General features: G+C 64.7%; 27 protein-coding genes. 15 read left to right on the top strand and 12 right to left on the bottom strand.

Annotated elements, in window-relative coordinates; genetic code table 11:
* Window positions 1-51: 51 nt before the first annotated feature.
* A complete protein-coding gene (ptsP, locus tag ABID59_RS34950) occupies window positions 52-2,319 on the top strand; it encodes a phosphoenolpyruvate--protein phosphotransferase (RefSeq protein ID WP_148756450.1) in 2,268 nt (755 codons plus the stop codon).
* Between the two features lie 52 nt (window positions 2,320-2,371).
* Window positions 2,372-3,457, top strand: a complete 1,086-nt coding sequence (gene prfA, locus ABID59_RS34955) for a peptide chain release factor 1 (protein WP_148756451.1) — start codon at window positions 2,372-2,374, stop codon at window positions 3,455-3,457.
* Window positions 3,458-3,472: 15 nt separating this feature from the next.
* On the opposite strand, the gene ABID59_RS34960 is transcribed toward prfA, so the two are convergent.
* Window positions 3,473-3,952, bottom strand: a complete 480-nt coding sequence (locus ABID59_RS34960) for a MarR family winged helix-turn-helix transcriptional regulator (protein WP_354086382.1) — start codon at window positions 3,950-3,952, stop codon at window positions 3,473-3,475.
* A 108-nt stretch (window positions 3,953-4,060) separates the two neighbouring features.
* Window positions 4,061-4,675: a hypothetical protein gene (locus tag ABID59_RS34965; RefSeq protein ID WP_354086383.1), complete on the bottom strand. Its 615-nt coding sequence runs from the start codon at window positions 4,673-4,675 to the stop codon at window positions 4,061-4,063.
* A gap of 252 nt (window positions 4,676-4,927) precedes the next feature.
* On the opposite strand from ABID59_RS34965, the gene ABID59_RS34970 reads away from it, so the two are divergent.
* The 4 genes from ABID59_RS34970 (at window position 4,928) to ABID59_RS34985 (ending at window position 9,775) form a co-directional block, all read left to right on the top strand.
* Window positions 4,928-6,262: a substrate-binding protein gene (locus ABID59_RS34970; RefSeq protein WP_354086384.1), complete on the top strand. Its 1,335-nt coding sequence runs from the start codon at window positions 4,928-4,930 to the stop codon at window positions 6,260-6,262.
* Between the two features lie 98 nt (window positions 6,263-6,360).
* Window positions 6,361-7,236 (top strand): branched-chain amino acid ABC transporter permease, encoded by an 876-nt coding sequence (locus ABID59_RS34975; protein ID WP_148756455.1) that lies wholly within the window; start codon window positions 6,361-6,363, stop codon window positions 7,234-7,236.
* Between the two features lie 11 nt (window positions 7,237-7,247).
* Window positions 7,248-9,080: a branched-chain amino acid ABC transporter ATP-binding protein/permease gene (locus tag ABID59_RS34980; protein WP_354086385.1), complete on the top strand. Its 1,833-nt coding sequence runs from the start codon at window positions 7,248-7,250 to the stop codon at window positions 9,078-9,080.
* A complete protein-coding gene (locus ABID59_RS34985; RefSeq protein ID WP_354086386.1) occupies window positions 9,077-9,775 on the top strand; it encodes an ABC transporter ATP-binding protein in 699 nt (232 codons plus the stop codon). Before ABID59_RS34980 ends, ABID59_RS34985 begins: the two co-directional genes overlap by 4 nt.
* A gap of 11 nt (window positions 9,776-9,786) precedes the next feature.
* Here ABID59_RS34985 and ABID59_RS34990 read toward each other — a convergent pair whose 3' ends face one another.
* Window positions 9,787-10,212 (bottom strand): HIT family protein, encoded by a 426-nt coding sequence (locus ABID59_RS34990; RefSeq protein ID WP_354036207.1) that lies wholly within the window; start codon window positions 10,210-10,212, stop codon window positions 9,787-9,789.
* 91 nt (window positions 10,213-10,303) lie between these two features.
* Here ABID59_RS34990 and prmC point away from each other — a divergent pair, with 91 nt between their 5' ends.
* A complete protein-coding gene (gene prmC, locus ABID59_RS34995; RefSeq protein ID WP_354086387.1) occupies window positions 10,304-11,200 on the top strand; it encodes a peptide chain release factor N(5)-glutamine methyltransferase in 897 nt (298 codons plus the stop codon).
* A gap of 462 nt (window positions 11,201-11,662) precedes the next feature.
* Window positions 11,663-12,454, top strand: coding sequence for a DUF4167 domain-containing protein (locus ABID59_RS35000; protein WP_354086388.1), 792 nt, complete (start codon window positions 11,663-11,665; stop codon window positions 12,452-12,454).
* A gap of 63 nt (window positions 12,455-12,517) precedes the next feature.
* Here the strand turns inward: ABID59_RS35000 and ABID59_RS35005 are convergent, their stop codons facing one another.
* Window positions 12,518-13,258, bottom strand: a complete 741-nt coding sequence (locus tag ABID59_RS35005; protein WP_148756461.1) for a methyltransferase domain-containing protein — start codon at window positions 13,256-13,258, stop codon at window positions 12,518-12,520.
* 108 nt (window positions 13,259-13,366) lie between these two features.
* On the opposite strand from ABID59_RS35005, the gene gloB reads away from it, so the two are divergent.
* The 3 genes from gloB (at window position 13,367) to ABID59_RS35020 (ending at window position 15,381) form a co-directional block, all read left to right on the top strand.
* Window positions 13,367-14,134, top strand: coding sequence for a hydroxyacylglutathione hydrolase (gloB, locus tag ABID59_RS35010; protein WP_148756462.1), 768 nt, complete (start codon window positions 13,367-13,369; stop codon window positions 14,132-14,134).
* Window positions 14,135-14,199: 65 nt separating this feature from the next.
* Window positions 14,200-14,622, top strand: a complete 423-nt coding sequence (locus ABID59_RS35015) for a cupin domain-containing protein (protein ID WP_354086389.1) — start codon at window positions 14,200-14,202, stop codon at window positions 14,620-14,622.
* A gap of 75 nt (window positions 14,623-14,697) precedes the next feature.
* Window positions 14,698-15,381 carry a flavin reductase family protein gene (locus ABID59_RS35020; RefSeq protein WP_148756464.1) on the top strand — a complete coding sequence of 228 codons (684 nt, stop codon included), beginning with the start codon at window positions 14,698-14,700 and terminating at the stop codon, window positions 15,379-15,381.
* 6 nt (window positions 15,382-15,387) lie between these two features.
* On the opposite strand, the gene yddG is transcribed toward ABID59_RS35020, so the two are convergent.
* The 3 genes from yddG to ABID59_RS35035 form a co-directional block, all read right to left on the bottom strand.
* A complete protein-coding gene (gene yddG / locus ABID59_RS35025) occupies window positions 15,388-16,257 on the bottom strand; it encodes an aromatic amino acid exporter YddG (RefSeq protein WP_148756465.1) in 870 nt (289 codons plus the stop codon).
* A 100-nt stretch (window positions 16,258-16,357) separates the two neighbouring features.
* Complete coding sequence (phbB, locus tag ABID59_RS35030) at window positions 16,358-17,083, bottom strand: acetoacetyl-CoA reductase (RefSeq protein ID WP_085403614.1); 726 nt, start codon at window positions 17,081-17,083, stop codon at window positions 16,358-16,360.
* Window positions 17,084-17,312: 229 nt separating this feature from the next.
* A complete protein-coding gene (locus ABID59_RS35035) occupies window positions 17,313-18,491 on the bottom strand; it encodes an acetyl-CoA C-acetyltransferase (RefSeq protein ID WP_148756466.1) in 1,179 nt (392 codons plus the stop codon).
* A gap of 305 nt (window positions 18,492-18,796) precedes the next feature.
* On the opposite strand from ABID59_RS35035, the gene phaR reads away from it, so the two are divergent.
* Complete coding sequence (phaR, locus tag ABID59_RS35040; RefSeq protein ID WP_354086390.1) at window positions 18,797-19,393, top strand: polyhydroxyalkanoate synthesis repressor PhaR; 597 nt, start codon at window positions 18,797-18,799, stop codon at window positions 19,391-19,393.
* A gap of 105 nt (window positions 19,394-19,498) precedes the next feature.
* A complete protein-coding gene (locus tag ABID59_RS35045) occupies window positions 19,499-20,116 on the top strand; it encodes a class I SAM-dependent methyltransferase (protein WP_354086391.1) in 618 nt (205 codons plus the stop codon).
* 6 nt (window positions 20,117-20,122) lie between these two features.
* Here ABID59_RS35045 and ABID59_RS35050 read toward each other — a convergent pair whose 3' ends face one another.
* Window positions 20,123-21,010 (bottom strand): branched-chain amino acid aminotransferase, encoded by an 888-nt coding sequence (locus ABID59_RS35050; RefSeq protein ID WP_354086392.1) that lies wholly within the window; start codon window positions 21,008-21,010, stop codon window positions 20,123-20,125.
* A gap of 124 nt (window positions 21,011-21,134) precedes the next feature.
* On the opposite strand from ABID59_RS35050, the gene ABID59_RS35055 reads away from it, so the two are divergent.
* Window positions 21,135-22,070 (top strand): alpha/beta hydrolase, encoded by a 936-nt coding sequence (locus tag ABID59_RS35055; protein ID WP_354086393.1) that lies wholly within the window; start codon window positions 21,135-21,137, stop codon window positions 22,068-22,070.
* 7 nt (window positions 22,071-22,077) lie between these two features.
* Here the strand turns inward: ABID59_RS35055 and ABID59_RS35060 are convergent, their stop codons facing one another.
* Window positions 22,078-22,326 (bottom strand): hypothetical protein, encoded by a 249-nt coding sequence (locus tag ABID59_RS35060; RefSeq protein WP_148756471.1) that lies wholly within the window; start codon window positions 22,324-22,326, stop codon window positions 22,078-22,080.
* A gap of 217 nt (window positions 22,327-22,543) precedes the next feature.
* Here ABID59_RS35060 and ABID59_RS35065 point away from each other — a divergent pair, with 217 nt between their 5' ends.
* Entirely contained in the window at window positions 22,544-23,416 is an 873-nt protein-coding gene (locus ABID59_RS35065; protein ID WP_148756474.1) for a hypothetical protein, read from the top strand.
* 8 nt (window positions 23,417-23,424) lie between these two features.
* Here ABID59_RS35065 and ABID59_RS35070 read toward each other — a convergent pair whose 3' ends face one another.
* The 3 genes from ABID59_RS35070 to ABID59_RS35080 all read right to left on the bottom strand — a co-directional run bounded on the left by ABID59_RS35070 (window position 23,425) and on the right by ABID59_RS35080 (window position 25,830).
* Entirely contained in the window at window positions 23,425-23,985 is a 561-nt protein-coding gene (locus ABID59_RS35070; RefSeq protein WP_187435405.1) for a carboxymuconolactone decarboxylase family protein, read from the bottom strand.
* A gap of 127 nt (window positions 23,986-24,112) precedes the next feature.
* Window positions 24,113-25,258 carry a PLP-dependent cysteine synthase family protein gene (locus ABID59_RS35075; RefSeq protein ID WP_354086394.1) on the bottom strand — a complete coding sequence of 382 codons (1,146 nt, stop codon included), beginning with the start codon at window positions 25,256-25,258 and terminating at the stop codon, window positions 24,113-24,115.
* Between the two features lie 107 nt (window positions 25,259-25,365).
* Window positions 25,366-25,830 carry an Lrp/AsnC family transcriptional regulator gene (locus ABID59_RS35080; RefSeq protein WP_354086395.1) on the bottom strand — a complete coding sequence of 155 codons (465 nt, stop codon included), beginning with the start codon at window positions 25,828-25,830 and terminating at the stop codon, window positions 25,366-25,368.
* Between the last annotated feature and the right edge of the window lie 57 nt (window positions 25,831-25,887).

Genomic DNA, 25,887 nt, shown 5'->3' on the forward strand with positions numbered 1-25,887 from the left:
AGCCGCCGGCCAATATCGCCGGGTCGGGCAGACGGAGGAGATTGACGGTTCATGCGGAGCGCGTCGGGAGGTCCCCGCGTCTTGTTGAGACGGCTCCGCGAAACCATGGCGGAGCAGGTCTCGGCCCAGGAGCGGCTGGACAAGATCGTGGTGCTGATCGCCGCCAACATGGTGGCCGAGGTGTGCTCGGTTTACGTGCTGCGCGTCGACAACACCCTCGAGCTCTACGCCACCGAAGGCCTCAACCGCGAGGCCGTGCACCATACCGTGCTGAGTGCCCATGAGGGTCTTGTCGGTCTCGTCGCCAGCGAGGCGACGCCGCTCAACTTGAACGACGCACAGAGCCATCCGGCCTTCTCGTTCCGCCCCGAAACCGGCGAAGAGATCTACCACTCGTTCCTCGGCGTGCCGATCCTGCGCGCCGGCAATACCCTCGGCGTGCTGGTGGTGCAGAATCGCGCCAAGCGCACCTATGTCGAGGAAGAGCTCGAGGCGCTGCAGACGACGGCCATGGTGCTGGCGGAGCTGATTGCGTCGGGCGAATTGTCCGCGCTCGCCCAGCCTGGCCTCGAGCCGGCCGCGCGCCATTCCACGCAGAAGGCCGGCGCTATCCTCTCGGAAGGCATTGCGCTCGGCCATGTCGTGCTGCACGAGCCGCGCGTCGTCATCAAGGACTACATCGCCGAGGATCTGCCGAAGGAGATCAAGCGGCTCGACACCGCGCTCGCCAAGCTGCGCTCGGATCTCGACCGGATGCTTGAGCGCGGCGACGTCGCCGAGGGCGGCGAGCATCGCGACGTGCTCGAAGCCTACCGCATGTTCGCCAACGACCAGGGCTGGTCGCACAAGCTGCATGAGGCGGTCGCCACCGGCCTCACGGCGGAAGCCGCGGTCGAACGCGTCCAGTCCGACACCCGCGCCCGCATGCTGCGCGTGACCGATCCCTATCTGCGCGACCGGCTGCACGATCTCGAGGATCTCGGCTACCGCCTGATGCGGCAGCTGGTCGGCCAGGACCACGCGCCCTCGCGCGAGCAACTGCCCGACAACGCCATCGTCATCGCGCGCGCGATGGGACCGGCGGCGCTGCTGGACTACGACCGCAAGCGCCTGCGCGGCATCATATTGGAGGAAGGCACCGCCAATTCCCACGTTTCGATCGTGGCGCGCGCGCTCGGCATTCCCGCAGTCGGCGAGGTGCCGAATGCGCCGGGCATCGCCGATCCCGGCGACGCCGTCATCGTCGACGGCACGTCGGGCACGATCTATGTGCGGCCGTCGCAGGAGATCGAGGCGGCCTTTGCCGAGCGCGTCCGCTTCCGCGCCCGGCGCCAGGCGCAATATCTGGCGCTACGCGACCGGCCTTGCGTCACCAAGGACGGCCAGAAGGTCGAGCTGCTGATCAATGCCGGTCTCGCCATCGACCTGCCGCATATCGAGGACACCGGCAGCGCCGGCATCGGCCTGTTCCGCACCGAGCTGCAATTCATGGTCGGCCAGAGCCTGCCGCGCACCAGCGATCAGCTCGCGCTCTACCGCACCGTCCTGGATGCCGCGGGCCAGAAACCCGTCACCTTCCGCACCCTCGACATCGGCGGCGACAAGGCGCTGCCCTATATGGAGACGGTGATCGAGGAGAATCCCGCGCTCGGCTGGCGCGCGATCCGGCTCGGGCTCGACCGTCCCGGCCTGTTGCGTGGCCAGATCCGCGCGCTCTTGCGCGCCGGCGGCGGCCGCGCGCTGCGCATCATGTTCCCGATGATCTCGGAGGTCGCCGAGTTCGATTCGGCGAAGGCGCTGGTCGAGCGCGAGCTGACTTATCTGCGCCAGCACGGCCACACGCTGCCGGAACGCATCGACATCGGCACCATGGTCGAGGTGCCGGCGCTGCTCTATCAGCTCGACGAGCTCTTGAAGAAGGTCGACTTCATCTCGGTCGGCTCCAACGATCTGTTCCAGTTCCTGTTTGCGGTCGACCGAGGCAATGCCAAGGTCTCCGAACGCTTCGACACCATGTCGGCGCCGATCCTGCGCGCGCTACGCGACATCGCGCAAAAATCGCTCGCCGCGAAGAAATCACTGTCGCTCTGCGGCGAGATGGCCTCGAAGCCGATCGGCGCGCTGGCGCTGATCGCGATGGGCTACCGTTCGCTGTCGCTATCAGCGACCGCGCTCGGCCCGGTCAAGGCGATGGTGATTGACCTCGACGCCAAGAAGGCCGAAGCGATGCTTGGGCCGCTGCTGGATGCGCCGACCGGCAGCGTCTCGATCCGGCAGAAATTGACGGAATTTGCCGAGGCCGAAGGCTTGGCGTTGTAGCGGGCCTGCCGCTCGCCGCCTCGCCTCCCCTCCGCCTTTTGAGACCAAACCGATGTCGTCACTCCCCGAAGCCAAACTTGACGTCCTGCTCGCGCATCACGCCTCGCTCGAGGCCGAATCGCTGGGACAGCTCTCTTCCGAGCGCTACGTGCAGGTCACGCGTGAGCTCGCCGAGATCACCCCGCTGATCGAGGCGGTGAAGACTTATCGGTCGGCGCTCAAGGAACTCGCCGACACCGAGGCGCTGATCGCCGATCCTGCGACCGATGCCGAGATGCGCAGCATGGCCGAGGCCGAGCGCGACGAGCTGACGCCGAAGATCGAGGAGCTGGTCCAGAAAATCCGCGTCGCGCTGCTGCCCAAGGATGCCATGGACGACCGCAACGTCGTGCTGGAAATCCGCGCCGGCACCGGCGGCGACGAGGCCTCGCTGTTCGCCGGCGATCTGTTCCGGATGTACGAACGCTTCGCAAGCCTGCAGGGCTGGAAGGTCGAGGTGATCTCGGCCAGCGAAGGCACCGTCGGCGGCTACAAGGAAATCATCGCGGAGGTGCAGGGCCGCGGCGCGTTCTCGAAGCTGAAGTTCGAATCCGGCGTCCACCGCGTGCAGCGCGTGCCCGACACCGAGACGCAGGGGCGTATCCATACATCGGCCGCCACCGTCGCCGTGATGCCCGAAGTCGAGGAGGTCGACGTCGAGATCAAGAACGACGATCTGCGCATCGAGACCATGCGCGCGCAAGGCGCGGGTGGGCAGCACGTCAACAAGACCGAATCGGCGATCCGCATCACCCACATTCCGACCGGCATCGTGGTGATGATGCAGGACAGCCGCTCGCAGCACAAGAATCGCGCCTCCGCCATGAACATCCTGCGCTCGCGCATCTACGACGCCGAACAGCAGCGCCTCGATGCCGCGCGCTCGGCCGAGCGCAAGGAGAAGGTCGGCTCCGGCGACCGCAGCGAGCGCATCCGCACCTATAATTTCCCGCAAGGGCGCGTCACCGACCACCGCATCAATCTGACGCTCTACAAGCTGCCGCAGGTGATCGCGGGCGAAGCGCTCGGCGAACTGACCGATGCGCTGACCACCGAGCACCAGGCCGCACAGCTCGCCGCGCAGGGCGCGGCAGCGTGACGGGCGGCGCGGCGCTCAGGCCTCGCTGGACTCTCCGAACGATTTCAACAGACGGCTCAGCGCCGGGCTCGCAGCACGGCGAAGTTCCTCGAGATTCTTCCGCGAGAGCGCCTGGAGCTTCTGCTCGCCCTTCTTCGTCAGCTTGAGATGTACGCGCCTGGCGTCCTCCGGATCGGCACCGCGGCTGACGAGCCCGAGCTTGGCCAATCGATCGATCAGCTCGACAGCGGAATGATGCCGGACCAGCAGGAAGCGCGCGACATCACCGACGGTCGCGGGACCGGAGCCGACAAAACCCTTGATGCCAAGCAGCGCCTGGTGTTGCGTCGGCGTCAATCCCTGTTCGGCAGCCGCCGCCTCGCTGAATGCCAGAAAGCTCCGGATCTGGTAGCGAAACTGCGCCAGCGCTGCGTAGTCGGCATCGCGCATCGCGCCGCCGGCGCGCCTGGCCGACGTCACCACCTTGGACCGCTGCGCCTTCTTCGCCTGAACCATGCCACCTCGACCATGCCGCCCCGCGTCGCGGGAGACATAGTCTAAAGTAGCAAGCGGCCGCAGCCGGACCAACCGGCCGGTGTCACGGATGCACAGCTATCCGACCGCCTATTCGAAGCTGGACAACAGGATCTTCACCAGGATGACCTGAAATGCGATCGGGATGCGGACGCTCTTCCGCCGGATCGAGCGCTGCAGCGCGCCGGCGATCTCCGCACTGGTCAAGGCGCCGGCCGACGCATTGGCGATCAGCTCCGACCACATCTGCGACAGCGAGCCGCAGGGCGGAAGCACCGGCTTGATGGTGACGCCACAGCCCTGCGCCCAGTCGACGATCTCCCGTATCGTATGCGGACCGCAATTGCGCGCGGTCGCGAGGCGCTCGGCCGTCAGGGCGCGCAGCAGCTCGCGTGAAGGCGACCAGTCGCCCTTCGGCGGCTGCTCGCCGGTGAGCTCGACCGCGAGCTCCTTCAGGACGTTCTGGGCCCGCACGCTCAGTCTCTTCATCGGCGCCGGCGCGCGCTTGGCCGGAACGGAGCCGACGGCCGGTCCCCGCTCGCCGGCCGGCCGGTTGCGTGGCTCGGACGTGCGGGAGGGCTCGCCGGACTGCGGCGTCGCGCGCTGGTCGTTGCCCTCCGCGGGCCGCGCCGCCTCAGGCCGCTCCGCCTCCCGCGGCCAGGATCGTCGCTTCCGGGCACCTGCCACTGTCGTCTGCCGCGCCATCTCGCTCGCCGAACCCGCCAGCCCCGTACTCACAAAGGCTAATATATATCGTGCTCCGATATGTTTTCACGACATAATTTTCGTCGTTCGACCAAAGACGAAATTGACAGACGGCGTTCACAAGCAATGCTTATGGCCGAGAGCTACACGCGGATGTGACGTGCCCGGCGCAGGCAGGCCTATGAGGCCGGCTTGCCGCCGGACAAGTCGTGTTTTGCTTGCAAACAAGAACGATGTTCGGAGGAAACGACCATGACTGACGATCTCATCCGCCGCGGCCTTTCGCGCCGTGGCCTGCTCCAGACCACAGCGGGCCTGATCGGCGGCACGGTGCTGCCAGCGATGCCGGCCTTAGCCGAGGACAAGCCGGCGATCGGCTCCTATCCGGCGGGCGTGTCGGGTTCCACGGCCTTCATCGGAATTTCCGTGCCGCGCACCGGGACCTACGCCGTGCAGGGCGAGGATGAGCTCAAGGGCTATCAGCTCGCGATCGAGCACATCAATGAAGGCCATGAGCTGATCAAGAAGATCTCGCCCAAGACCAGCAAGGGCGTGCTCGGCAAGGAGCTGAAGTTCGGCGTCGCGGATTCTGCGGCCAAGCCGAACGAAGCGGTGCAGGCGCAGCAGCGCTTCATCAGCGAGAACAAGGCGATCATGATCACCGGCGGCACGTCGAGCGCCGTTGCGGTCGCGCTGAACAAGCTCGCCCAGCGCGAGCATGTGATCTTCGTGTGCGGCATTTCCGGCTCGAACGATACCACCGGCAAGGACTGCGTGCGCTACGGCGTCCGTCAGAATTTCTTCGGCCAGACCGCGGCGGCGGCGATCGGCCCGGTGATGGTGCGGGAGTTCGGTAAGGGCAAGAAGGCCGCGTATCTCACGCCGGACTACACCTACGGCCACACCGTCACCAAATCGATGCAGGACTTCCTGGCGAGCGCCGGCTGGACCACCGTGACCAACCAGGTCGCGCCGCTCGGCGCGCCCGATTATTCCTCGTATCTGCTCAACGTCGCGAACTCCGGCGCCGACGTCCTGATCAACGTCAACTGGGGTCACGACGCGGTGCTGTCGACCCAGCAGGCCAAGCAGTTCGGCGTGCTCGACAAGATGAAGCTGGTCGTCCCCTACCAGGTGCCGTTCATCGCGCGCGAGACCGGCGGCCTGATGCAGGGCGTCTACGCCGCGACCGACTATTGGTGGACGATCGAAGACAAGTTCCCGCTGGCCAAAATGTTCAACGAGACCTTCGAGAAGAAGTACGGCTACAAGCCGGAATGGGGCGCCGAGAACGCCTATGTCAGCTTCGCTCACTGGGCCCGCATGTGCGAGGAAGCCGGCAGCTTCAATCCGCCCGACGTGATCAAGGCCTATGAGAAGGGCGAGACGATCCCCTCCCTCGTCGGCGACGTGCATTACCGCCCCGAGGATCACCAGTGCATTCGCCCGGTGATCATCGTCAAGGGCAAGCAGCAGAAGGACATGAAGAACAAGGAAGACTGGTACGACGTCGTCGAGATCGTCCCGGGTGAAGGCCTGATGCAGAAGCCGGACGCATTCGGCTGCCATCTCGGCGACTACACCTGATCCCGAGCTAACCCCTGTGACGCCGTGGGCCTCCTCTGGACCTGCGGCGTCACCCTTTTTGACGCATATCTATCGCGCGTCACAACAGCGATCGTTGCATGATTAGTTGGCCCAATCTCGTTTCGCAGCTTTTCAACGGGCTTGCGCTCGGCGCCTTGCTTGCGCTGATCAGCTCCGGCCTGACCATCATTTACGGCACGCTCGGCGTGCTCAATCTCGCGCATGGCGCGATGTTCATGATCGGCGGCTATGCCGGCTTCGTCACCTACCAGTACACGGAATCGTTCATCCTCGCCGTCATCGCGGGCTCGCTGTTCGTGATGCTGCTCGGCGTCGTGATGGAACGCGTCATCATCCGCCACTTCTATCATCGCCCGCACGAAGATCAGCTGCTGGTGACCTTCGGGCTCGGCATCTGCTTCGTCGAACTCGTGCGCCTGATCTTTTCGAGCCAGTCGCAGCTGGTGCCGCCGCCGGCGCTGTTCCAGGGCATCACCAATCTCGGCTTCATGTTCTATCCGACCTACCGCCTCGCGGTGGTCGGCATCGTCGCGGTCGCACTGGGCGCGCTGTTCATCATCCTCTACCGCACCCGGCTCGGCATGATCGTGCGCGCCGGCATCGAGGATTCGGTGATGGTCGATTCGCTCGGCATCAACGTCTACCGCGTCTTCATGATCGTGTTCGGCATCGGCGCAATGGCCGCGGGCTTCGCCGGCATCGTCAACGCGCCGGTGGTGTCGCTGACGCCGGGCATCGGCGACGACATCCTGGTTCAGACCTTCGTGGTGGTGGTGATCGGCGGCGTCGGCTCGTTCCCCGGCGCGATCCTTGGCGGCCTGATCGCCGGCGAGATCATCAGTGTCACCTCCATGTTCAACCCCGGTTACGCCTATGTGATGCTGTTTGCGGCGATGACGCTCGTGCTCGTGGTGCGACCGCATGGCCTGCTCGGCGTCCCGGGCCGCGAGTAAGTGATCCGCTGATGCTCAAGCAACGCCCGTTCCTGATCGAGACATTGACGGCTATCGGCCTGATCGTGGCTCCCTTCGTGCTGCCTCATCTCGGCTTTGCGCCGAACACGGTGAACCGGATCCTGGTCTGGGGCCTGTTCGGCCTCGGCTTCGACATCCTGTTCGGCTTCACCGGCCTGCTGTCGTTCGGACAGTCCGCCTTTTACGGCACCGGCGGCTTCGTTGCCGCTTACCTCCTGACCCGCGCCGGCTTCAGCAACGTGCTCGGCGCGCTGGTCATCGGCATGATCGCGGCAGCGGCGACCGGCTATCTGATCGGCCTGATTGCGCTGCGCCGCACCGGCATCTACTTCGCCATGATCACGGTGGCGATCGCGGAAGTGTTCTTCTTCGTCGAGTTCAATCCGCTCTCGGATTTCACCGGCGGCGAGAATGGCCTGCCGGGCGTGCCGGCCCCGAGCTTCAATCTCGGCTTCACCACCATCCACTTCACCGATGGCTGGTCGCTCTATCAGTTCATCGCGCTGTGCTATTTCATCGGCATCATCATCGCGCTCAGGATCGTGCGCTCACCGGTCGGCGCGATCCTGAGCGCGATCCGGGACAATCCGCTGCGCGCCAGCGCCGTCGGCCACAACATCCACGGCTACAAGCTGACCGCCTTCGTCATCGCCGCCGCTTACGCGGGCTTCGCCGGCGGCCTGCTCGGCGTGCTCCAGGCCTTCATGCCGCCCGACGCCTTCACCTTCGACACCTCCGGCCAGCTCGTGATGCAGACCGCCATCGGCGGAAGGGGCACGCTGTTCGGCCCGCTGGTCGGCGCAACCGTGTGGCTGTTCCTGCAGGATTTCCTCCAGTCCGCGCTCGGCTTGGGAGCGGCCTGGAAGCTCGTGCTCGGCGTCGTGTTCGTGCTGCTGGTCTGCTTCCTGCGCGGCGGCATCGTCGGCGGCATCGTCGATCTCTACGGCCTCGTGTTCGGCAAGCATAAGCGGACGGAAGCGGAGCCGGATGCTGAAGTCACGCAGCCACCTGCCCCGGCGCCGATGCAGGCCAGGAAGGTCGAGCATCCCGCCTATTCCGGGCCGGTCCTGAAAGCCACTGGTCTCACCAAGCGCTACGGCGGCCTCGTTGCCAACAGCGACATCGACTTCAGCGTCAATCAGGGCGAGCTGCGCGGCATCATCGGCCCCAACGGAGCCGGCAAATCCACCTTCTTCAAGATGCTGACCTGCGAGATCCCGCCGACCTCGGGTCAGATTGTGTTCGGAGGCCGCGACATCACCGGCTTGAAGGTCACTGAAGTATGCCAGCTCGGATTGACCAAGAGCTATCAGGTCAACCAGCTCTTCACGGGCCTGACGGTGCGGCAGAACCTGACGATCGCCGCCCTCGCGGAGCTGCGCGGAAAATTCCGGCTCGACCTGTTCCGCACGCTCTCCGGCGTCAAGGGCCTGACGGAGCAGGTCGAGCACACGCTCGCTCTGGTGAACCTGACCCGCCGTGCCGACACGCCCGTGTCCGAGCTCGCCTATGGCGAGAAACGCAGGCTGGAGATCGGCCTTGCGCTCGCAACATCGCCGCGCCTGCTGCTGCTCGACGAGCCGTTGGCCGGCATGAGCCCGCGCGAGCGGGTCGAGACCGTCAAGCTGCTCAAATCGATCGCGCGTGGCCGCACCATGATCATCATCGATCACGACATGGATTCGCTGTTCGAGCTGGTCGAGCGCGTGACCGTGCTGCAGGAGGGTCGCGTGCTGGTCTCCGGCACGCCTGAGGAAATCAAGACCAACGCCGCAGTGCAGGAAGCCTATCTCGGCGGCGTGCACGGAGAGATCGCCGCATGAGCCTGATCGAGGTCAACGGCCTGAACAGCTATTACGGGGATTCCCACATCCTGTTCGACGTCGCCATGCATGTCGAACGTCACGAGGTGGTGGCGCTGCTTGGCCGCAACGGCGCCGGCAAGAGCACCACGCTGAAAAGCCTGATGGGCGTCGTGACGCCACGCAGCGGCAGCGTGAAGTTCGACGGCACCGATATCGCCGGCCGCAGGAGCCACAAGATCGCGCAAGCGGGCATGCAGCTCGTGCACGAGGAACGCCGCATCTTCGGCAGCCTGTCGGTGGAGGAGAACATCGTCCTCGCCGGCATCACCGCCCCGAAACGCTGGCCGCTCGGTCGCATCTACGAGATGTTCCCGCGACTGAAGGAGCGGCGCAGCAATCGCGGCACCGAGCTCTCCGGCGGCGAGCAACAGATGCTCGCGATTGCGCGGGCGCTGGTGCGCGATCCCAAGATCGTGCTGCTGGACGAGCCGTTCGAAGGATTGGCGCCCGTCATCGTCCACGATCTCGTCAAGGCCTGTCGCGAGCTCGCGGCCGCCGGCCAGACCATCGTGCTGGTCGAGCAGAATCTGGCGGCAACGCTGGCACTGGCGACGCGGATCTACATCATCAATAACGGCCACATCGTCCACGAGGGGCCGGCGCAGGAGCTCAAGGCCCAGCCGGAGCTGCTGCAGCGCTATCTCGGCGTCTAGTCAGTCGCTCATCAGCCACCAATTGCCGCGATCATCCGCTTGGCATGACCGGCGAGCACGGCCATCTCCTCCTTGCGCGTCTGCGCCGGTAGCAGCTCGACGCCAGCCCAGACCGGCATGACATGCAGGTGCAGGTGAAAGACCACCTGCCCGCTGGCCGGCTCGCTGAACTGCTGCAGGATAATCCCTTCCGCGTCGAACGCCTTCATCGCCGCAATCGCGATCCGTTTGGCGGTTCGCGCCACCGCGGCGAGATCGTCATCCGCAATGTCGAGAATACCGCGCGCCGGCGCCCTCGGGATGACCAGCGTGTGCCCCGGCGAGCGCGGCATGATGTCCAGAAAGGCGAAGCTGCGGTCATCCCTGAACACCTCGAAACAGGGAATCTCGCCGCGCAGGATCTTTGCGAACACGTTCTGATCGTCATAGGCCGTCATGGATGCCCTCCTCGGCTGCGCAGAGCGATCAAACGCGCTGCTTTCCGTTGACGCAAGCAATGCCGCCGATCTATCCACGATGCCAGGCAGGATGGCTCCATTGGCGACAGGTTTCGATTCCGGACACAGCATCGAGAGTGCGCGGCGCGCGCTCGTGGCGCGGCTGCAATCGGCCGGCATCGAAGAGCCGTCTCTCGATGCGCGCCTTCTCGTCGGCGCCGCGCTGGGGCTCGATCTGACCGGCCTGATCGCGCAGGCGGCACGACATCTCACACCCGAGGAGGCTGCGCGGCTCGAAGCATATGCGCAGCGAAGGCTTGCACATGAGCCGGTCGCCCGCATTCTCGGCACGCGGGAATTCTGGGGCCTGCCGTTCCGCCTCTCCGAGGCGACGCTGGTGCCGCGGCCGGACACAGAGACCGTGGTGGAGCTGGCGCTCGAGATTTTTCGTGAACGCACGACCGCGGGACAGGGCCTACGTATTGCTGATATCGGCACCGGATCAGGCGCGATCCTGCTCGCACTGCTGCACGAGATTCCGGATGCTTTCGGCGTCGGCACCGATCTCAGCCTCACTGCGCTTGGCACAGCAAAAGGCAATGCCGCCGCCCTCGGCCTTGCCGATCGCGCGGCGTTCGTCGCCTGCTCCTATGCGTCGGCGCTTCATGGCCCGTTCGATCTGATCGTGTCGAACCCGCCCTATGTTCCTGCCGGGGAAATTCCGAAACTGAGCGTCGAGGTGCGCGAGCACGATCCGCATCTGGCACTCGACGGCGGAAATGACGGCTATGACGCCTACCGCGCGCTGATTCCGCAGGCGGCCGAACGGCTCGTGCCCGGCGGCACCCTGATCGTCGAAGCCGGACAGGGCCAGGCCGGCGATATCCAGACCTTGATGGCGGCGGCCGCGTTATCGATCGACACGCCGCCCAAGGCCGACCTGGCGGGCATTCCCAGGGCGGTCTCGGCCCGAAAAATGCCCCGATAAAAGCCGGATTGGGCTCTAAAAAACCTCTTGGAATATCCCCTGGGAACGACTACCTTCCGATCAGCACATCGGTGTCGGCCCCGTAGACCTACGGGCGAAAGCCGGGCTCTCAGGCGAGAGCTTCACTGATTTAAGGTTCCAAGCCGCAGGTCCTGTTAAGCGCGATGGCCCATTGAGGTACGCTGCTTTCCGACCGCAACGTGAACGAAAGCCTGATATTGCGCTTGAAGACTTACGCAACAAAGCAGGGCTTGTTTCGGCAAGCGATATGAATGGGTTCGCTGGCAATGAATGCTGGCGGTGGGGAACGCGTCTTTGTTGAACGCGACGGTCGACGAACATCGGCAGGGTTTAATCCGCTCTTGCGCGCGGTGCGCGTGGGGCATGTGAACCGCTGTCATCAGGTCACTCGTGGCAATCAGTAGTGCGTGCAACCTTTAGGGCTGTAATTAAAGGCAGGACATGAGAAACGGTCAGAACAAGCAGCGGATGCGCAACCGCAACAATAATAATAACAACAACAACAATAACCGGCGCGGCCAGAACCCGATGACCCGGGTCTACGAATCGAACGGCCCCGACATCAAGATCCGCGGCACCGCCTCCCACATCGCCGAGAAATATCTCCAGCTGGCGCGTGACGCGCGCTCCTCCGGCGATCCGGTCGCCGCCGAAAACTACTACCAGCATGCCGAGCATTATTTCCGCCTGATCGCGGCGGCGCAGGAACAGTTCCGCCAGAATCAGCAGCCGCGCGGCGACGAGCCCATCAGCACCAGCAGCGACGACGGCGAGGACGACGGCGAGAACTTCTCGAATTTCGGCCAGGAGCCAGGCTTTGTTCCGCAGCCGCCGCAGCAGCAACAGCCCTATCAGCGTGACGGCCAGCGCGATCACAATCGCGACTATCAGCAGCGCGACAATAACCAGCAGCCCTATGTTCGCGACCAGCAGCAGCCGCGCGAGCACCGCGAACGCGACCATCGTCCGCAACCGCAATATCAGCAGCACCAGCCGCAACCGCCGAACCAGCCGCAGCCTGTCGTCGCCGACGCCGGCAATGTCGACCGCCTGCCGTCGTTCATCACCGGCGCGCAGCCACAGGCAAGCGGCACTCCGGGCAGCCTCGAAGGTGGCAATGGCGGCGGTGGCGAGCGTTTTCCGCGGCGGCGCCGCCGGCCGCATAACGGCCCGCGCCCCGAGCGCGAGGCAGCTCCTGCCGCTTCCGGCGACGATCTCGCCCCCAGCGAGTAAGCCGGAACGCTTGTCCTGATTTTATGAACTGCATCGTCCCGGCCTCGCCGGGACGATTTGTTTTCAGGTCCGCGTCACCGTCGAGGACGGCACCAGCACCGGCTTCAAAGACGGAATCAGCCGCGCCCGTTCGCGCTTGGCGGGGATCGCGCGATAGACCTGCTTGGTCGCTTCGACGATGTGGACGCCGGCAAACGGCAGCGACAGCGCAGCACCGGCACGCTCCCACATCTGCGCCGATTTCAGCACCCAGCGGCCCGCATAAGGCGGCATGAACAAGGCCTCGCCCCAGCCGGTCGGCGTGAACCAGGTCTGGCGCAACAGGTCCGTGATCTGCGAGCGCGAATAGGGACGGCCATGGCCGAACGGGGTGTTGTCGCTGCGCGTCCATACGCCGCGCCGGTTCGGGATCACCGCCATGACGCGGCCGGACGGCGACAGCACCCGCCAGACCTCCCGCAGCAGCGCGGCCGGGTCGTCCGACATCTCGAGCGCATGGACCAGCAGGATGCGGTCGACCGCGGCGTCGGGAAGCGGCAGCGAGAACTCATCGACCAGCGCAGCCAGCGCGGGCCGCCCAGTGGGCCATTTCAACACGCCCTGGGCCGCCGGCATAAAGGCGATGCAGCGCTCCGCGTCCTCGCGGAACAGGCCGAGATAGGGCGTCGGATAGCCGATGCCGAGCACGCGCTGGCCATCGGCATTCGGCCACCGCTCCCGGATGCCGCGATTGATCATCTGCCGTGCCACGATGCCGAGGCGCCGGGAATAGAACTCGCGAAGGTCGACGACGTCGATGGTCATGACGGCAATGTAACATGCACAAGGCGGCGGCTGCGCGCGGAATATTGCATTGCCTGCGCAGCGTTAACGCCATATTTGTCTGACGGGGCTGAGCGCGATGGAGATGACATGGCCGCCGAAATTCGTACTTTCAACTGTTTAAACGACAATTTCGGTTATCTGATCCACGATGTGGAAACCAAGGCGACGGCGTCGATCGACGCGCCGGAGGCCGGTCCGATCCTGGCGGCGCTCGAGCGCGAGGGCTGGCAGCTCACCGACATCCTGATCACCCATCATCATGGCGATCATGTCGGGGGCGTCGCCGAACTCAAGCAGAAATTCAATTGCCGCGTCGTCGCGCCGCATGACAAGACGACAAAGATCGCAGACGTCGACCTGCGCGTCGCCAATGCCGATGTGGTCAAGGTCGGCACGCTGCTCGGGCGTGTGCTGGAAACGCCCGGCCATACACTCGACCATATCTCCTACGTGTTCGACACCGAGAAGACCCTGTTCGCCGCCGACACGCTGTTCTCGATCGGCTGCGGCCGCGTGTTCGAGGGCAGTTACCCGATGATGTGGGACTCGCTGTTGAAGCTGCGCGCCCTGCCCGACGACTTCAAGCTCTATTGCGGCCACGAATATACGGCGTCCAACGTCAAGTTCGCGCTGACCGTCGATCCCGATAACGCAGCGCTCCAGGCGCGCGCGGCGGAAGTGACGAGGCTGCGGGCAGAGAACAAGCCGACCATTCCCTCACTGCTTGGTGATGAGAAGCGAGCAAACGTGTTCCTGCGCGCCGATGAACCGTCGGTCGCAGCCAGGCTACACATGAAGGGCGCGGATGCCGCTGCGGTGTTCGGCGAGCTGCGCGAGCGCAAAAACAAGTCCTGAAGCACAGGTCCTGAAGCACAAGTCCTGAAGACCGAGTCCTGAAGACCAAGTCCTGACGGGGATCGATGCCGACTGCAGCCGAGATCATCGCGCGCCTTGAGCTCCGCCCGCACCCCGAGGGCGGACATTATCGCGAGACCTTTCGCGACCAGACCACCGACGCCAATGGCCGCTCGCGCTCGACCCTCATCTACTTCCTGCTCGCGCGCGGCGAGCGCTCGCACTGGCATCGCATCGATGCGGTCGAGACCTGGCATTACTATGCCGGAAGCCCCTTGATGCTGCGCATCGCGCATGAGGGCTGCTCCCAGCACGAGGTGCGGCTCGGCACGGACCTCGTGAGCGGCGAGCGGCCGCAGGCCATCGTCCCGGCGGATGCGTGGCAGATGGCGGAGACCACCGGCGAATGGACGCTGGTCGGCTGCACCGTGGCGCCCGCCTTCGAGTTCGCAAAATTCGAGCTCGCGCCGCAGGGCTGGGAGCCGTAACGCCAGATCTGGAATCGGGTGGGTTCGATGCCTTTCCCCCATTAGGACTGCGCTTCCAATCAATAGGAGCGCACGATGCATGGAACACTCGATCCCGCCGCCGTCCAGATCGACCCGGCCATTTTATATTTCGGAACGCCGGTCGTCCTCATCGGGTCGACCAATGACGACGACACCTACAATCTCGCGCCGATGTCGTCGGCGTGGTGGGTGGGATGGCGTTGCATGCTCGGGCTCGCAAGCAATTCCAAGACGACCGAGAACATGATGCGCACAGGCGAATGCGTGCTCAATCTGCCGTCTGCGGACCTCGTCGCTGCTGTCGACCGTCTCGCCCGCACCACGGGCTCGGATCCCGTGCCGCCAGGCAAACTCTATCGTGGCTACCGGCACGAGAAGGACAAGTTCGGCTTGAGCGACCTGACGGCGTTAGCCGGCGAGACAGTCAGTGCGCCGCGCGTTGCCGAATGCCCGGTGCAGATGGAAGCGAAGGTCGCGCATGTGCACGGGATGGCGCAGGACGATGCAGTCTGGCGCAGCCGTCTCGTGGCGATCGAGCTCCGGATCACCCGTGTTCATGCGCATCCCGACATCATGATGGACGGCGTGGACAACCGCATCGATCCCGACAAATGGCGGCCGCTGATCCTCAGCTTCCAGGAATTCTATGGCCTGACGCCGCAACGTTTGCGGCGCTCAGAGCTCGGACAGATACCGGAAGCGAAGTACCGCCCGTTGGGCTGGCAGCCGGCGCTTTGATGCGCCTCATCGCTTCCGCAGCACCATGTCCTTTGCCGCAATCAGGCCGCCGCCGGCGATCAGGATTGCGGCAATCGCAATGCTGGCGCTGGCTTTGGCAAATCCGGCGGCGATGAGAAAGCCGGTCGAGAGCAGCGGCGTCGCGTAGGAGGCGGCGCCGAGCACGCGGATATCGCCTCGTTTCATGCCGATGTCCCAGGCGTAGAAGGCAGCGCCGACGGGACCGACGCCGAGTGCGATCACCGCGAGCCACTGCAAATTCGTCTCGGGCCACACCGTCGTTTCAAGCAGACAATGCATCAGCGCGGCGAGCACTGACGTGGCGAGGCAGAAGCCCGCGACCGCATCGGTCGGCACCGCCTTCAATCGCCGCGACAGCACCGAATAAGTCGCCCAGACGAAGGCGGCGACGAATGCCGCGACCAATCCCGGCACCGCGCCCGGCGCGAAGCCGGAGGTATTGCCGGCAAACAGCAGCACGGTGCCGACGAGGCCGAGCACGGCGCCAATGACGTGATGCGCGGCGAGCCGCTCGCCCGGCAGGAACGACGAGAACAGCACGATCAGCAGCGGCCACATGTAGTTCAGAAGGCCGGCTTCGGCCGGCGGCGCGAAGCGCAGCGCGAGGAAATACAGCGCGTGATAGCCGAACAGGCCGCCAACGCCGACGAGCCATACGATGAGCGGCTGACGCAGGCTTTTCGCGGCGTCGCCGCGGCCGATCCAGGTGAGCAGGCCGACGAGACCGCCGATCGCAAAGGTCATCGCCGCAAGCTGGAACGCGGGGATCTTTCCGGTCGCCACCGTCATCACTGACAACAGCGACCACATCAGGATCGCGGTCAGTCCGATCAGTGTGGCGGTGCGCGGGGTCATGAATCAAAGGCTCTGAGGACGATGATGCCCGGCACGAGGCCGGGCATGTTCGTCTTCACTATCGCCTTGTCACGCCCAACGCTACAGGCTTGACGCCATATCAGGCGTGATACTGACCGCCATTGATGGTCAAGGTCGAGCCGGTGATGAAGCCAGCCTCGTCGGCCGCCAGGAATACGACCGCGCGCGCGATCTCTTCGGGCTCGCCGAGCCGGTTGACCGGGATCTGCGGGATCACGTTCTTCTCCAACACGTCCTTCGGCACGGCCTGCACCATCTCGGTGTTGATATAGCCAGGCGCAATGGCGTTGACCGTGATGCCGCCCTTGGCGTTCTCGATTGCGAGCGCCTTGGTGAAGCCAATGTCGCCGGCCTTCGCCGCGGAATAATTGACCTGGCCGAACTGGCCCTTCTGGCCGTTGATCGACGAGATCGAGATGACGCGGCCGAACTTGCGCGCACGCATGCCCTCGATCACCTGGCGGGTCATGTTGAACAGCGAGCCGAGATTGGTGTTGATCACCGCGTTCCACTGCTCGAGCGTCATCTTGTGGAAGGCGGTGTCCCGGGTGATGCCGGCATTGTTGACGAGCACATCGACCGGGCCGAGCTCGGCCTCGACCTTCTTCACGCCTTCGGCGCAGGCATCGAAATTGCTGACGTCCCATTTGTAGACGGCGATGCCGGTCTCGGCCTTGAACTTCTCCGCCGCCACATCATTGCCGGCATAGCTCGCCGCGACCTTGTAGCCGGCCGCCTTCAGCGCCTTGCTGATCGCAGCTCCGATGCCCCGGGTACCACCCGTCACCAATGCAACTCGTGCCATGTCGTATTCCTTCCCTTGGACTCTTCGGACGTTTCTGAGCGATCGTTTTTAGGTACGGATTATGCGGTTGCTTTGACGGACATCAAGAACAAAACGCCCGGCATTGAGCCGGGCGTTTGTATTTAGTCGAGGCTTGCGCGGTTGCGAAGAATATTTGATTTGCAACCGCCGCCTTTTTAGTCGCGTGCAACGCACTCACTGACGCGTGCAGCGCACGCGTCAGTGATCTTCAGTCGCGCGCGATGCACATCGCGATGCCCATGCCGCCGCCGATGCACAGCGTGGCGAGGCCCTTCTTCGAATCACGCTTCTGCATCTCGTGCAGCAGCGTCACCAGCACGCGCGCGCCGGAGGCGCCGACGGGATGGCCGATCGCAATCGCGCCGCCATTGACGTTGACCTTGGAGGTATCCCAGCCGAGGTCCTTGTTGACGGCGCAGGCCTGCGCCGCAAAGGCTTCGTTGGCCTCGATCAGATCGAGATCGCCAACGCTCCAGCCGGCCTTCTTCAGCGCGGCACGCGAGGCCGGGATCGGGCCCGAGCCCATGATCTTCGGATCGACGCCGGCCTGCGCCCAGGACACGATGCGCGCGATCGGCTTCTTGCCTTCCTTGGCGGCCTGCTTCGCGGTCATCAGCACCACGGCGGCAGCGCCGTCATTGATGCCGGAGGCCGAACCTGCGGTGACCGTGCCTTCCTTCTCGAAGGCGGGCTTGAGCTTCGCCATCCCGTCAAGCGTTGCGCCATGGCGCGGATATTCGTCGGCGCTGACGACGATGTCGCCCTTGCGGGTCTTGATGGTGACGGGGACGATCTCGTCGTTGAACTTGCCGGCCTTCTGCGCGGCCTCGGCCTTCTGCTGCGAGGCGACCGCGAACTCGTCCTGCTGGGCGCGGGTGATCTGCCACTGCCGCGCGACGTTCTCGGCGGTGTTGCCCATGTGGTAGCCGTTGAAGGCATCCCACAGGCCGTCCTTGATCATGGTGTCGACGAACTCGACCGGGCCCATCTTGACGCCGCCGCGCAGATACTGGGCGTGCGGAGCCATGCTCATGGATTCCTGGCCGCCAGCGACCACGATTTCCGAATCGCCGTTGAGCAGCGCCTGGTAGCCAAGCGCGACCGTGCGCAGGCCCGAGCCGCAAAGCTGGTTGACGCCCCAGGCCGGGCTCTCGACCGGAATGCCCGCGGCGATCGAGGCCTGGCGGGCCGGGTTCTGGCCCTGAGCCGCGGTCAGGATCTGGCCCATGATGACTTCGGAGACCCGGCCGGGCTCGATGCCACCGCGCTCCAGCGCGGCCTTGATGGCGATCGCGCCGAGATCGTGGGCGGGAAGGGTCGCGAACGCTCCGTTGAAGCTTCCGACCGGGGTGCGGGCGGCGCTGACGATGACGACATCGTCTGACATGGGCATCTCCTGGGGTTGAATGGGGGCAGACGGGGCTGGGAAATGGCTCGCCAGTCTCGAACGGCATCCTGTTAACGTCGTTGCGGCATGTCAATCGGCTGGCGACCGAATTCATGCCGCAGCGCATTCAAAATAGCGTTCTTGGCGATTTCGCAAGCACGTTTTTGCTGTGCGATTAACCGTGCCGCACAAAACGGTAGCGTGCCCCCTTTGAAAATGCTTATTTTGTTGCGTTGCGTACTCTTCCCGCCCTGCGGCATTGGCCCTGCAGGTTCCCGTTCTCAGCGTCTTTGAAGTGAGAGCCCATGGCGAAATCAGACCAACCCACGACCATCAAGAAATACGCGAACCGCCGGCTCTATAACACCGGAACGAGCACTTACGTGACGCTGGAAGACCTCGCCGCCATGGTCAAGGATGGCGAAGATTTCCTGGTCTACGACGCCAAGACCGGCGACGACATCACGCGCTCCGTGCTCGCCCAGATCATCTTCGAGCAGGAGAACAAGGCGGGCCAGAACCTGCTGCCGACCACCTTCCTGCGCCAGCTGATTCGCTTCTACGGCGACAGCATGCAGATGGTGGTGCCGAAATATCTGGAGCAGTCGATCGCGACGCTGACCCAGGAGCAGGAGAAGTTCCGCAAGCAGATCGCCAACTCGCTGTCCGGAACTCCGTTTGCGCCCTTGGAGGAACAGGTCCGCCGCAACATGGAGCTGTTCCAGCAGACCTTCTCGATGTTCAAGCCGTTTGTCCCCACCGCAGGCCGTCCCGCGGGCTCGGCGGAGCCAGAACCGGACGCCAGCGCCGAGCCGGTCAAGGACACCAATATCGACGATCTGCGCCAGCAGATGAAGGACATGCAGGAACGCCTCGAAAAGATGTCGAAGAAGGACGAGTAGGGTCTCCCGTCCGCGCCGGCGCGTCCGTACACGCGGGCGCGCAAACGACCAATTGATTGCGGCATCGCCACGTCACCGCCATCCCGGCCAAGGCCGGAGCCCACCATGTCTGACCGAACCACGCACTGGCAGAATGTCTACGCCACCAAGGGCGAGGCCGAGGTCAGCTGGTTTCAGGACAACCCGGCGATCTCGCTCGAGATGATTCGTGCGGCCAGCCCGAATCATGACGCCGCCATCATCGATATCGGCGGCGGCGCATCGCGATTGGTCGATGCACTGCTTCAGGACGGACAGCGCAATCTCGCCGTGCTGGACCTTTCCGCCAACGCGCTCGACATAGCGAAGAAGCGAATCGGCGCGGCCGCCTCAACGGTCGACTGGATCGTCGCCGACGTCACCGCATGGCGGCCGGCGAAGATCTGGGACGTCTGGCACGATCGCGCCGCGTTTCACTTCCTGACCGATCCGCACGACCGGGCCGCTTACGTCGAGCGCTTACGGTCGGCGGTTGCGCCGGACGGGCACGTGATCATCGCGACATTCGCGCCCGACGGCCCGGAGAAATGCAGCGGCCTGCCGGTCCAGCGGCATGACAGCACGAGCCTTTCGGCGGAGCTCGGGCCGGAGTTCGAGCTGGTGGAGACGCGCAACGAGACGCACCACACGCCGTGGCATTCGACGCAGGCGTTTCAGTTCAGCCGGTTTCGGCGGCGGGGCTAGCTCCCGTCAGGCCGCCAGCTTCACCGCATGCGCAAAATCCCAATAGAGCTTGCGCGCCCTGGTATAGAGCGGGCCCGGCTTCAGCTCGCGCGCGTCGATGCGAATCACCGGCGCGACCTTTGCGAAATTGCCGGTGGAGAAGATCTCGTCGGCGGCAAGGAAATCCGCATAGCGCAGCGTCTTCTCGACCACGGTGACGCCGTCACCGCGGAGCAGGCCGATCACGCGCTGGCGCGTGATGCCGTTGAGGAAGGTGCCGTTCGGCACCGGCGTGAAGACCACGCCGTCTTTCGCCATGAACACGTTGGAATTGCCGAACTCCGCGACATTGCCGAGCATGTCGAGCATCAGAGCGTTCTGGAAGCCGCGCGAGGCGGCTTCCGCCAGCGCCCGCGAATTGTTCGGGTAGAGACAGGCGGCCTTGGCTTCGACCGGCGCGCATTCGGCGGTGGGCCTGCGGAACGGCGAAAGCGTGATCGCGCTGCCGACCGGTTTCGGCATCGGCGCCTCGTAGATGCACAGACACCAATTGGTGGTTTCAGGATCGAACAGCACGCCGCCGCCCGCGCCGTTCTGCGCCCAGTACATCGGACGAACGTAGAGCTCGGCGTTCGGCGCAAAGCGCGCGATGCCTTCGTTTGCGAGCGTGAGCCAGGTGTCGGCATCGACCACCGGCTTCAGGCCAAAATTGATCGCGGATTGATTGGCGCGGGCGACGTGACGGTCGAGATCCGGCGCCACGCCCTCGAATGCGCGCGCACCGTCGAACACGACCGAGCCGAGCCAGGCCGCATGCGTGCGCGGCCCCATGATCGGCACGTTGCCGTCATGCCATTTGCCCTCGAAGAAGGTCCAGCTCGGCGAATATTCGATCGACTTCCTGATCTCGGCCATGACCGGCCTCCCCTCGAAAAATATCCGGGCACTATTGTCCCAATTTCTAAACGATTTGCTGCCGGGAAGCACCAACTCTCGCATACCGGGAGGTTATAGTGTCAGGCACTTCACGGAGTTTGCCATGCCGCTCGATCCGCTCGCAAAGCGCTTGTTGACCATGATGGCTGCGGCTACGCCGCAGGCGCGGAGCCGGCCGAGCGTCGAGGCGCGGCGACAATCGCTGGCGAAGCTGATGCAGCTCGCGCGCACCGAGGCGCCGGATGTGACGGCCTCGGACGGCAAGTTGCCCGGCCCTGGCGGCGAGCTGCCCTATCGGCTCTATTCGCCGGCGTCTGCCGGCGAGCGCGCGCCGGGCTTCGTGTTCTTTCATGGCGGCGGGCTCGTCGCCGGCAGCATTGCGACGCATGACCGTATCGCGGCGGCACTGGCGCATGCGACCGGCTGTCGACTCGTTTCGGTCGACTACCGCCTCGCGCCCGAGCACAAATTTCCTGCTGCTGTCGATGACGCGATCGCCTCCACCGAATGGGTCGCGCGCAAAGCTTCATCTCTCGGCATCGACGCCGATCGGCTGGTGGTCGGCGGCGATTCCGCCGGTGCGACGCTCGCTGCGATCGTATGCCAGGAAGAGGCGCAGAGCGCCGGCCTCTCCATCGTCGCACAATGCCTGATCTGCCCGGTGCTGGATTTCGAGGAGACCTCGCCCTCGCGCGAAGCCTTCGCCGAGGGACATCTGATCGACCGCACCACCATCGAGGCCGATCTGTCAGATTACCTGCCCGAGGGCCTGGATGCCGCCGATCCCCGCATCTCCCCACTGCGCGCGACGCGTCTCTCAGGCCTGCCGACCGCAATCATCCACACCGCCGAGTTCGACCCGATGCGCGACGAGGGCAATGCCTACGCGCGCAAGCTGCTCGCCGCGGGCGTCGCGGTCGAGCACGTCTGCCATGACGGCATGGTCCACAATTTCCACGCCATGGGTGCGATCCTGCCGCAGGCGCAGCTCGTGCTGTCGCAGATCGGCGAGCAGGTCAGGCGCGCGGTGGAGAAATGAGGCGCGACTACGCCCGTGCGTCGAGCACAGCGCGCGCCGCCACAAGATACTCGCGCCAATGCGCGTCGGCGTAACGCTCGGCCTGGTGCGCGCAGGCGATATCAGGCGCATGTGCTGCGGCGATCGTGCGGGCAAAGCGTTCTTCGGCCACCGTCGCGCCGTGGTCCGCTTGTGTCGCAGCGAAGACGGGGGCTGCGGATGGAGCCACGGCGAGCCCCGCTAGTCCGGCAAGCAAGATGCGGCGTGACGTGTTCATCGCTGTCGTCCTCCATTGTCCGGCCTGCACTGTGGCGGGCGAGTGTGTGTCAGCGCGATCACGGCAGGGTAACCGCGCGCATGCGCATCGTCCATGGTCCGCAGATAGACCTTGACCACACGAACGATCACGTTCCATCTAGCGGGCGGTTCCGTCACCAGATCGCCACGCGTCGGATTGTCACGTGTCCCACCGCAGCCCAACGTCCGACTCGGTCTTGCGCGCTGTCGCAACAGGACTGCTGTGTCTGACGATCCCGGCGGGCGCTGTCTACGCCGCCGATGGGGACGAGGACACGGCGGCAAAGTCCGTCGTCCCGAACATCTACCTCGATCTTCGCACGACCTATGCAACGATCCCTGCGGGCACGCTCGGGCTCGGCTTCGGCAACACCTCGCTCTCGGCCGCGTTCGAAGCGCTGGCGGCACAACGCGGCGCGACGCTGCCGAACGGCTTGCCGGCCGCGAAATCGATCACCGTCGACCTGCCGCTGACCGTGGACGTCAGCGATCGCGTATCGCTCTATGGCGGTGTATCAGGTTCGACGACGGATATCGGCGGCGGCTGGTCGACATTCGACATCACCAGTTGGAACATCGGCGTGCAGGCCGACCTCTACCAGCAGAACGGCGGCAGGATCCCGACGATCACGTTGCAATCCACGCTGACCCAATCGGTGCCGAACGAGCAGGGCATGACGAATTCGTTCAACAACATCCTGGAATTCGACTACGCGCTCGACAAGGACGAGACGCGCGGCTGGCTCGCCGGCGTGCAATACACCCACACCGACATTGCCAGCCTTGTTGCCCGGATCAGGCCGAACACAATCCTCTACGCCGGCGGCTATTACCAATGGCCGAGCAACTGGAAATTCACCGGGCGCCTCGGTGTGCAGTCGTTCGGCGGTGCGCAGCTCGCAGGCCGGACGCTTGCGGAGCCGTTCACCCAGCCGATCTTGCGCCTCGACCTCGACCGCATGGATGACAATGACAACCGCCTGTTCGGCATCACCGCACAGATCGCGTGGATGCCGAAGCCGTCCTACCAGATGACGCTGCGCACGCCGCTTTATGCCGTGCGCCACTAGGGTACCGGCTACTCCGGCACCGGCACGTCGAACGTATTCAGCGTGACCGAGACCATGCAATAGACCCCGACGAGATAGGACAGCTCGGCCGCGCCGTGCTCGCCGAATTCTTTCACCGCAGCCCGATAGGTCAGCTCGGGCAACACGCCGCCGCTGACCAGCGCAGACGCCATGTCGTAGGCAACCGCTTCCTGCTTGGTCAGATCGACCGGCCGCTGTCCCGCGACGATGGTCGCAAGCTTCTCGTCGGAGAGGCCGCGCTGCTCGGCGACCAGCACATGGGCATAGAGCTCGTAGCCGGAGCGGAAATGCGAACCGGTGACGAGGATCGCGACCTCGCGCACCGGCGCCGGCAGCAGCGGGTTCGACGCGATCGCCTTGACCAGCTCCCACACCGGCTTGCCGAAGCGCGGCTCGCGGACCCAGGGATTCCAGGGGCCGAGCAGCGCGCCGTCGTCGCGCATGTTCACAAAGCCCTTGAAGTGGTCCTTGATGCCGGCTTGCATGTCGGCATAAAGCGGCTTCTGTTCGTCGCTCAGCTCTTTCGGATCGAGAATGGGAAGGCGCACGGCAGGATCTCCTCGTTGAGAAGATGGAAAGCTCGCCCGCATGCGCGCGCAAGGCAAGTGAAGTTGCCGTGACGACCGTGCAATTTCGCAAATGGCAGAGGGGCGCCGATCTGAAGCCTTCGGGGCGTCATGGGCTCTGCGGATTGACGATATCGTCGACCGCGAGCGCCAGTGGCTGCGCGGTGTCGAGGAACGACGACAAGGCCGCCTCGAACGGCGCCGGATCGAGACCGCGCGCGGCGAGCCAGGCGGGCTCATAATAGGTCTGCCGGTAACGCTCGCCGGAATCGCAGATCAGCGTCACCAGCGATCCCGTCTGGCCTGCCTTGCGCATCTCCGAGGCGAGCCGGCACAGCGCCAGGAAATTGGTGCCGGTAGAGCCGCCGACCGCACGCCGCAGCCGGCGCGACAAAACGTTCATCGCGGCAATCGTGACCGCATCCGGAATCTTCATCATGCGGTCGACCACGCCCGGCACGAACGACGGCTCGCACCGGGGACGGCCGACGCCTTCGATCAGCGAGGGACGTTCGCAGAGATGGGAGCGGTCCTGCGAGCGGAAGCAGTCGAAGAACGCGGAATGCTCGACATCGGCGACGCACAGCCGCGTCGGATATTGGCGATAGCGCAAATAGCGGCCGATCGTGGCCGAGGTGCCGCCGGTGCCCGCCCCCATCACGATCCAGTCCGGCAGCGGGTGCGGCTCGCCCTTCAGCTGGGTGAAGATCGATTCGGCGATGTTGTTGTTGCCGCGCCAGTCGGTGGCGCGCTCGGCGAAGGTGAACTGGTCCATGTAATGGCCGCTCAGCCGGGTCGCGAGCGCGGCAGCCTCCGCATAGAGCGCGCGGCCGTCGTCGATCAGATGGCAATTGCCGCCATAATGCTCAATCGCGGCGATCTTTTCCGCCGAGGTCGTGCGCGGCATCACGGCGTAAAAGGGCACGCCGATCATCTGCGCGAAATACGCCTCCGACACCGCGGTCGAGCCCGATGACGCCTCCACAACGGGCGTACCTTCGTGGATATGGCCGTTGCAGAGGGCATAGAGGAACAGCGAGCGCGCCAGCCGGTGCTTCAGGCTGCCGGTCGGATGCGTGGACTCGTCTTTCAGATAGAGGTCGATGCCCGCCAGCGCCGGCACGATCAGCCGGATCAGGTGGGTGTCGGCCGTGCGGCACTGGTCGGCTTCGATCGCAGCTACGGCCTCGTCGACCCAGCCGCGCCGGTAGGCCGGGGCGACAGGTTCATGCGGGCGAAAGGGAAGCGGCTGCATCGGACGAATCTCTCACGATGCGTATCGCGCATCAATAGCTCTGCATTATTGTTTGATGCGTTTTCATGCCGCGAACCGGTTTCCGCTTCGCTGGAAAACGCTCTGGCTCAAAACTCCAGTGGCGCGTTGTCGACGACCTCCTTCATCACGAAGAAAGTGCGGGTCTGGCGAACGCCGGGCAGCGCGATGAGCTGCTCGCCATGGATGCGGTTGAAGTCCTCCATGTCGCCGACACGGATTTTCAGGAAGTAGTCGAAGTCGCCGGCGACGAGGTGGCAGTCGAGCACGAATTTCAGCCTCGTGATCGCCTGCTCGAAGGTCGCAAAGCTCTCCGGGGTCGAGCGGTCGAGCACGACGCCGACCATCACCAGCGTGCCCTTGGCCACCTTCTTCGGCGCCACCATGGCGCGGACCGCGGCAATAAAGCCGTCCTCGAACAGGCGCTGGGTGCGACGGTGGCAGGTGGCGGGGCTGATCGCGACGGTTTCGGCCAGCTCGGCGTTGCTTAGCCGGCCATTATTCTGCAGCAATCTCAACATCTTGAGGTCGATACGGTCGAGACGGGCGGACATGGAAGAAGCTTCCGTAAATTGATGCTGCTACGGAAGGAATATTAGCTCCCAAGATAA

Source organism: Bradyrhizobium sp. S3.3.6, from assembly GCF_040546905.1.
Taxonomy (GTDB): domain Bacteria; phylum Pseudomonadota; class Alphaproteobacteria; order Rhizobiales; family Xanthobacteraceae; genus Bradyrhizobium; species Bradyrhizobium cytisi.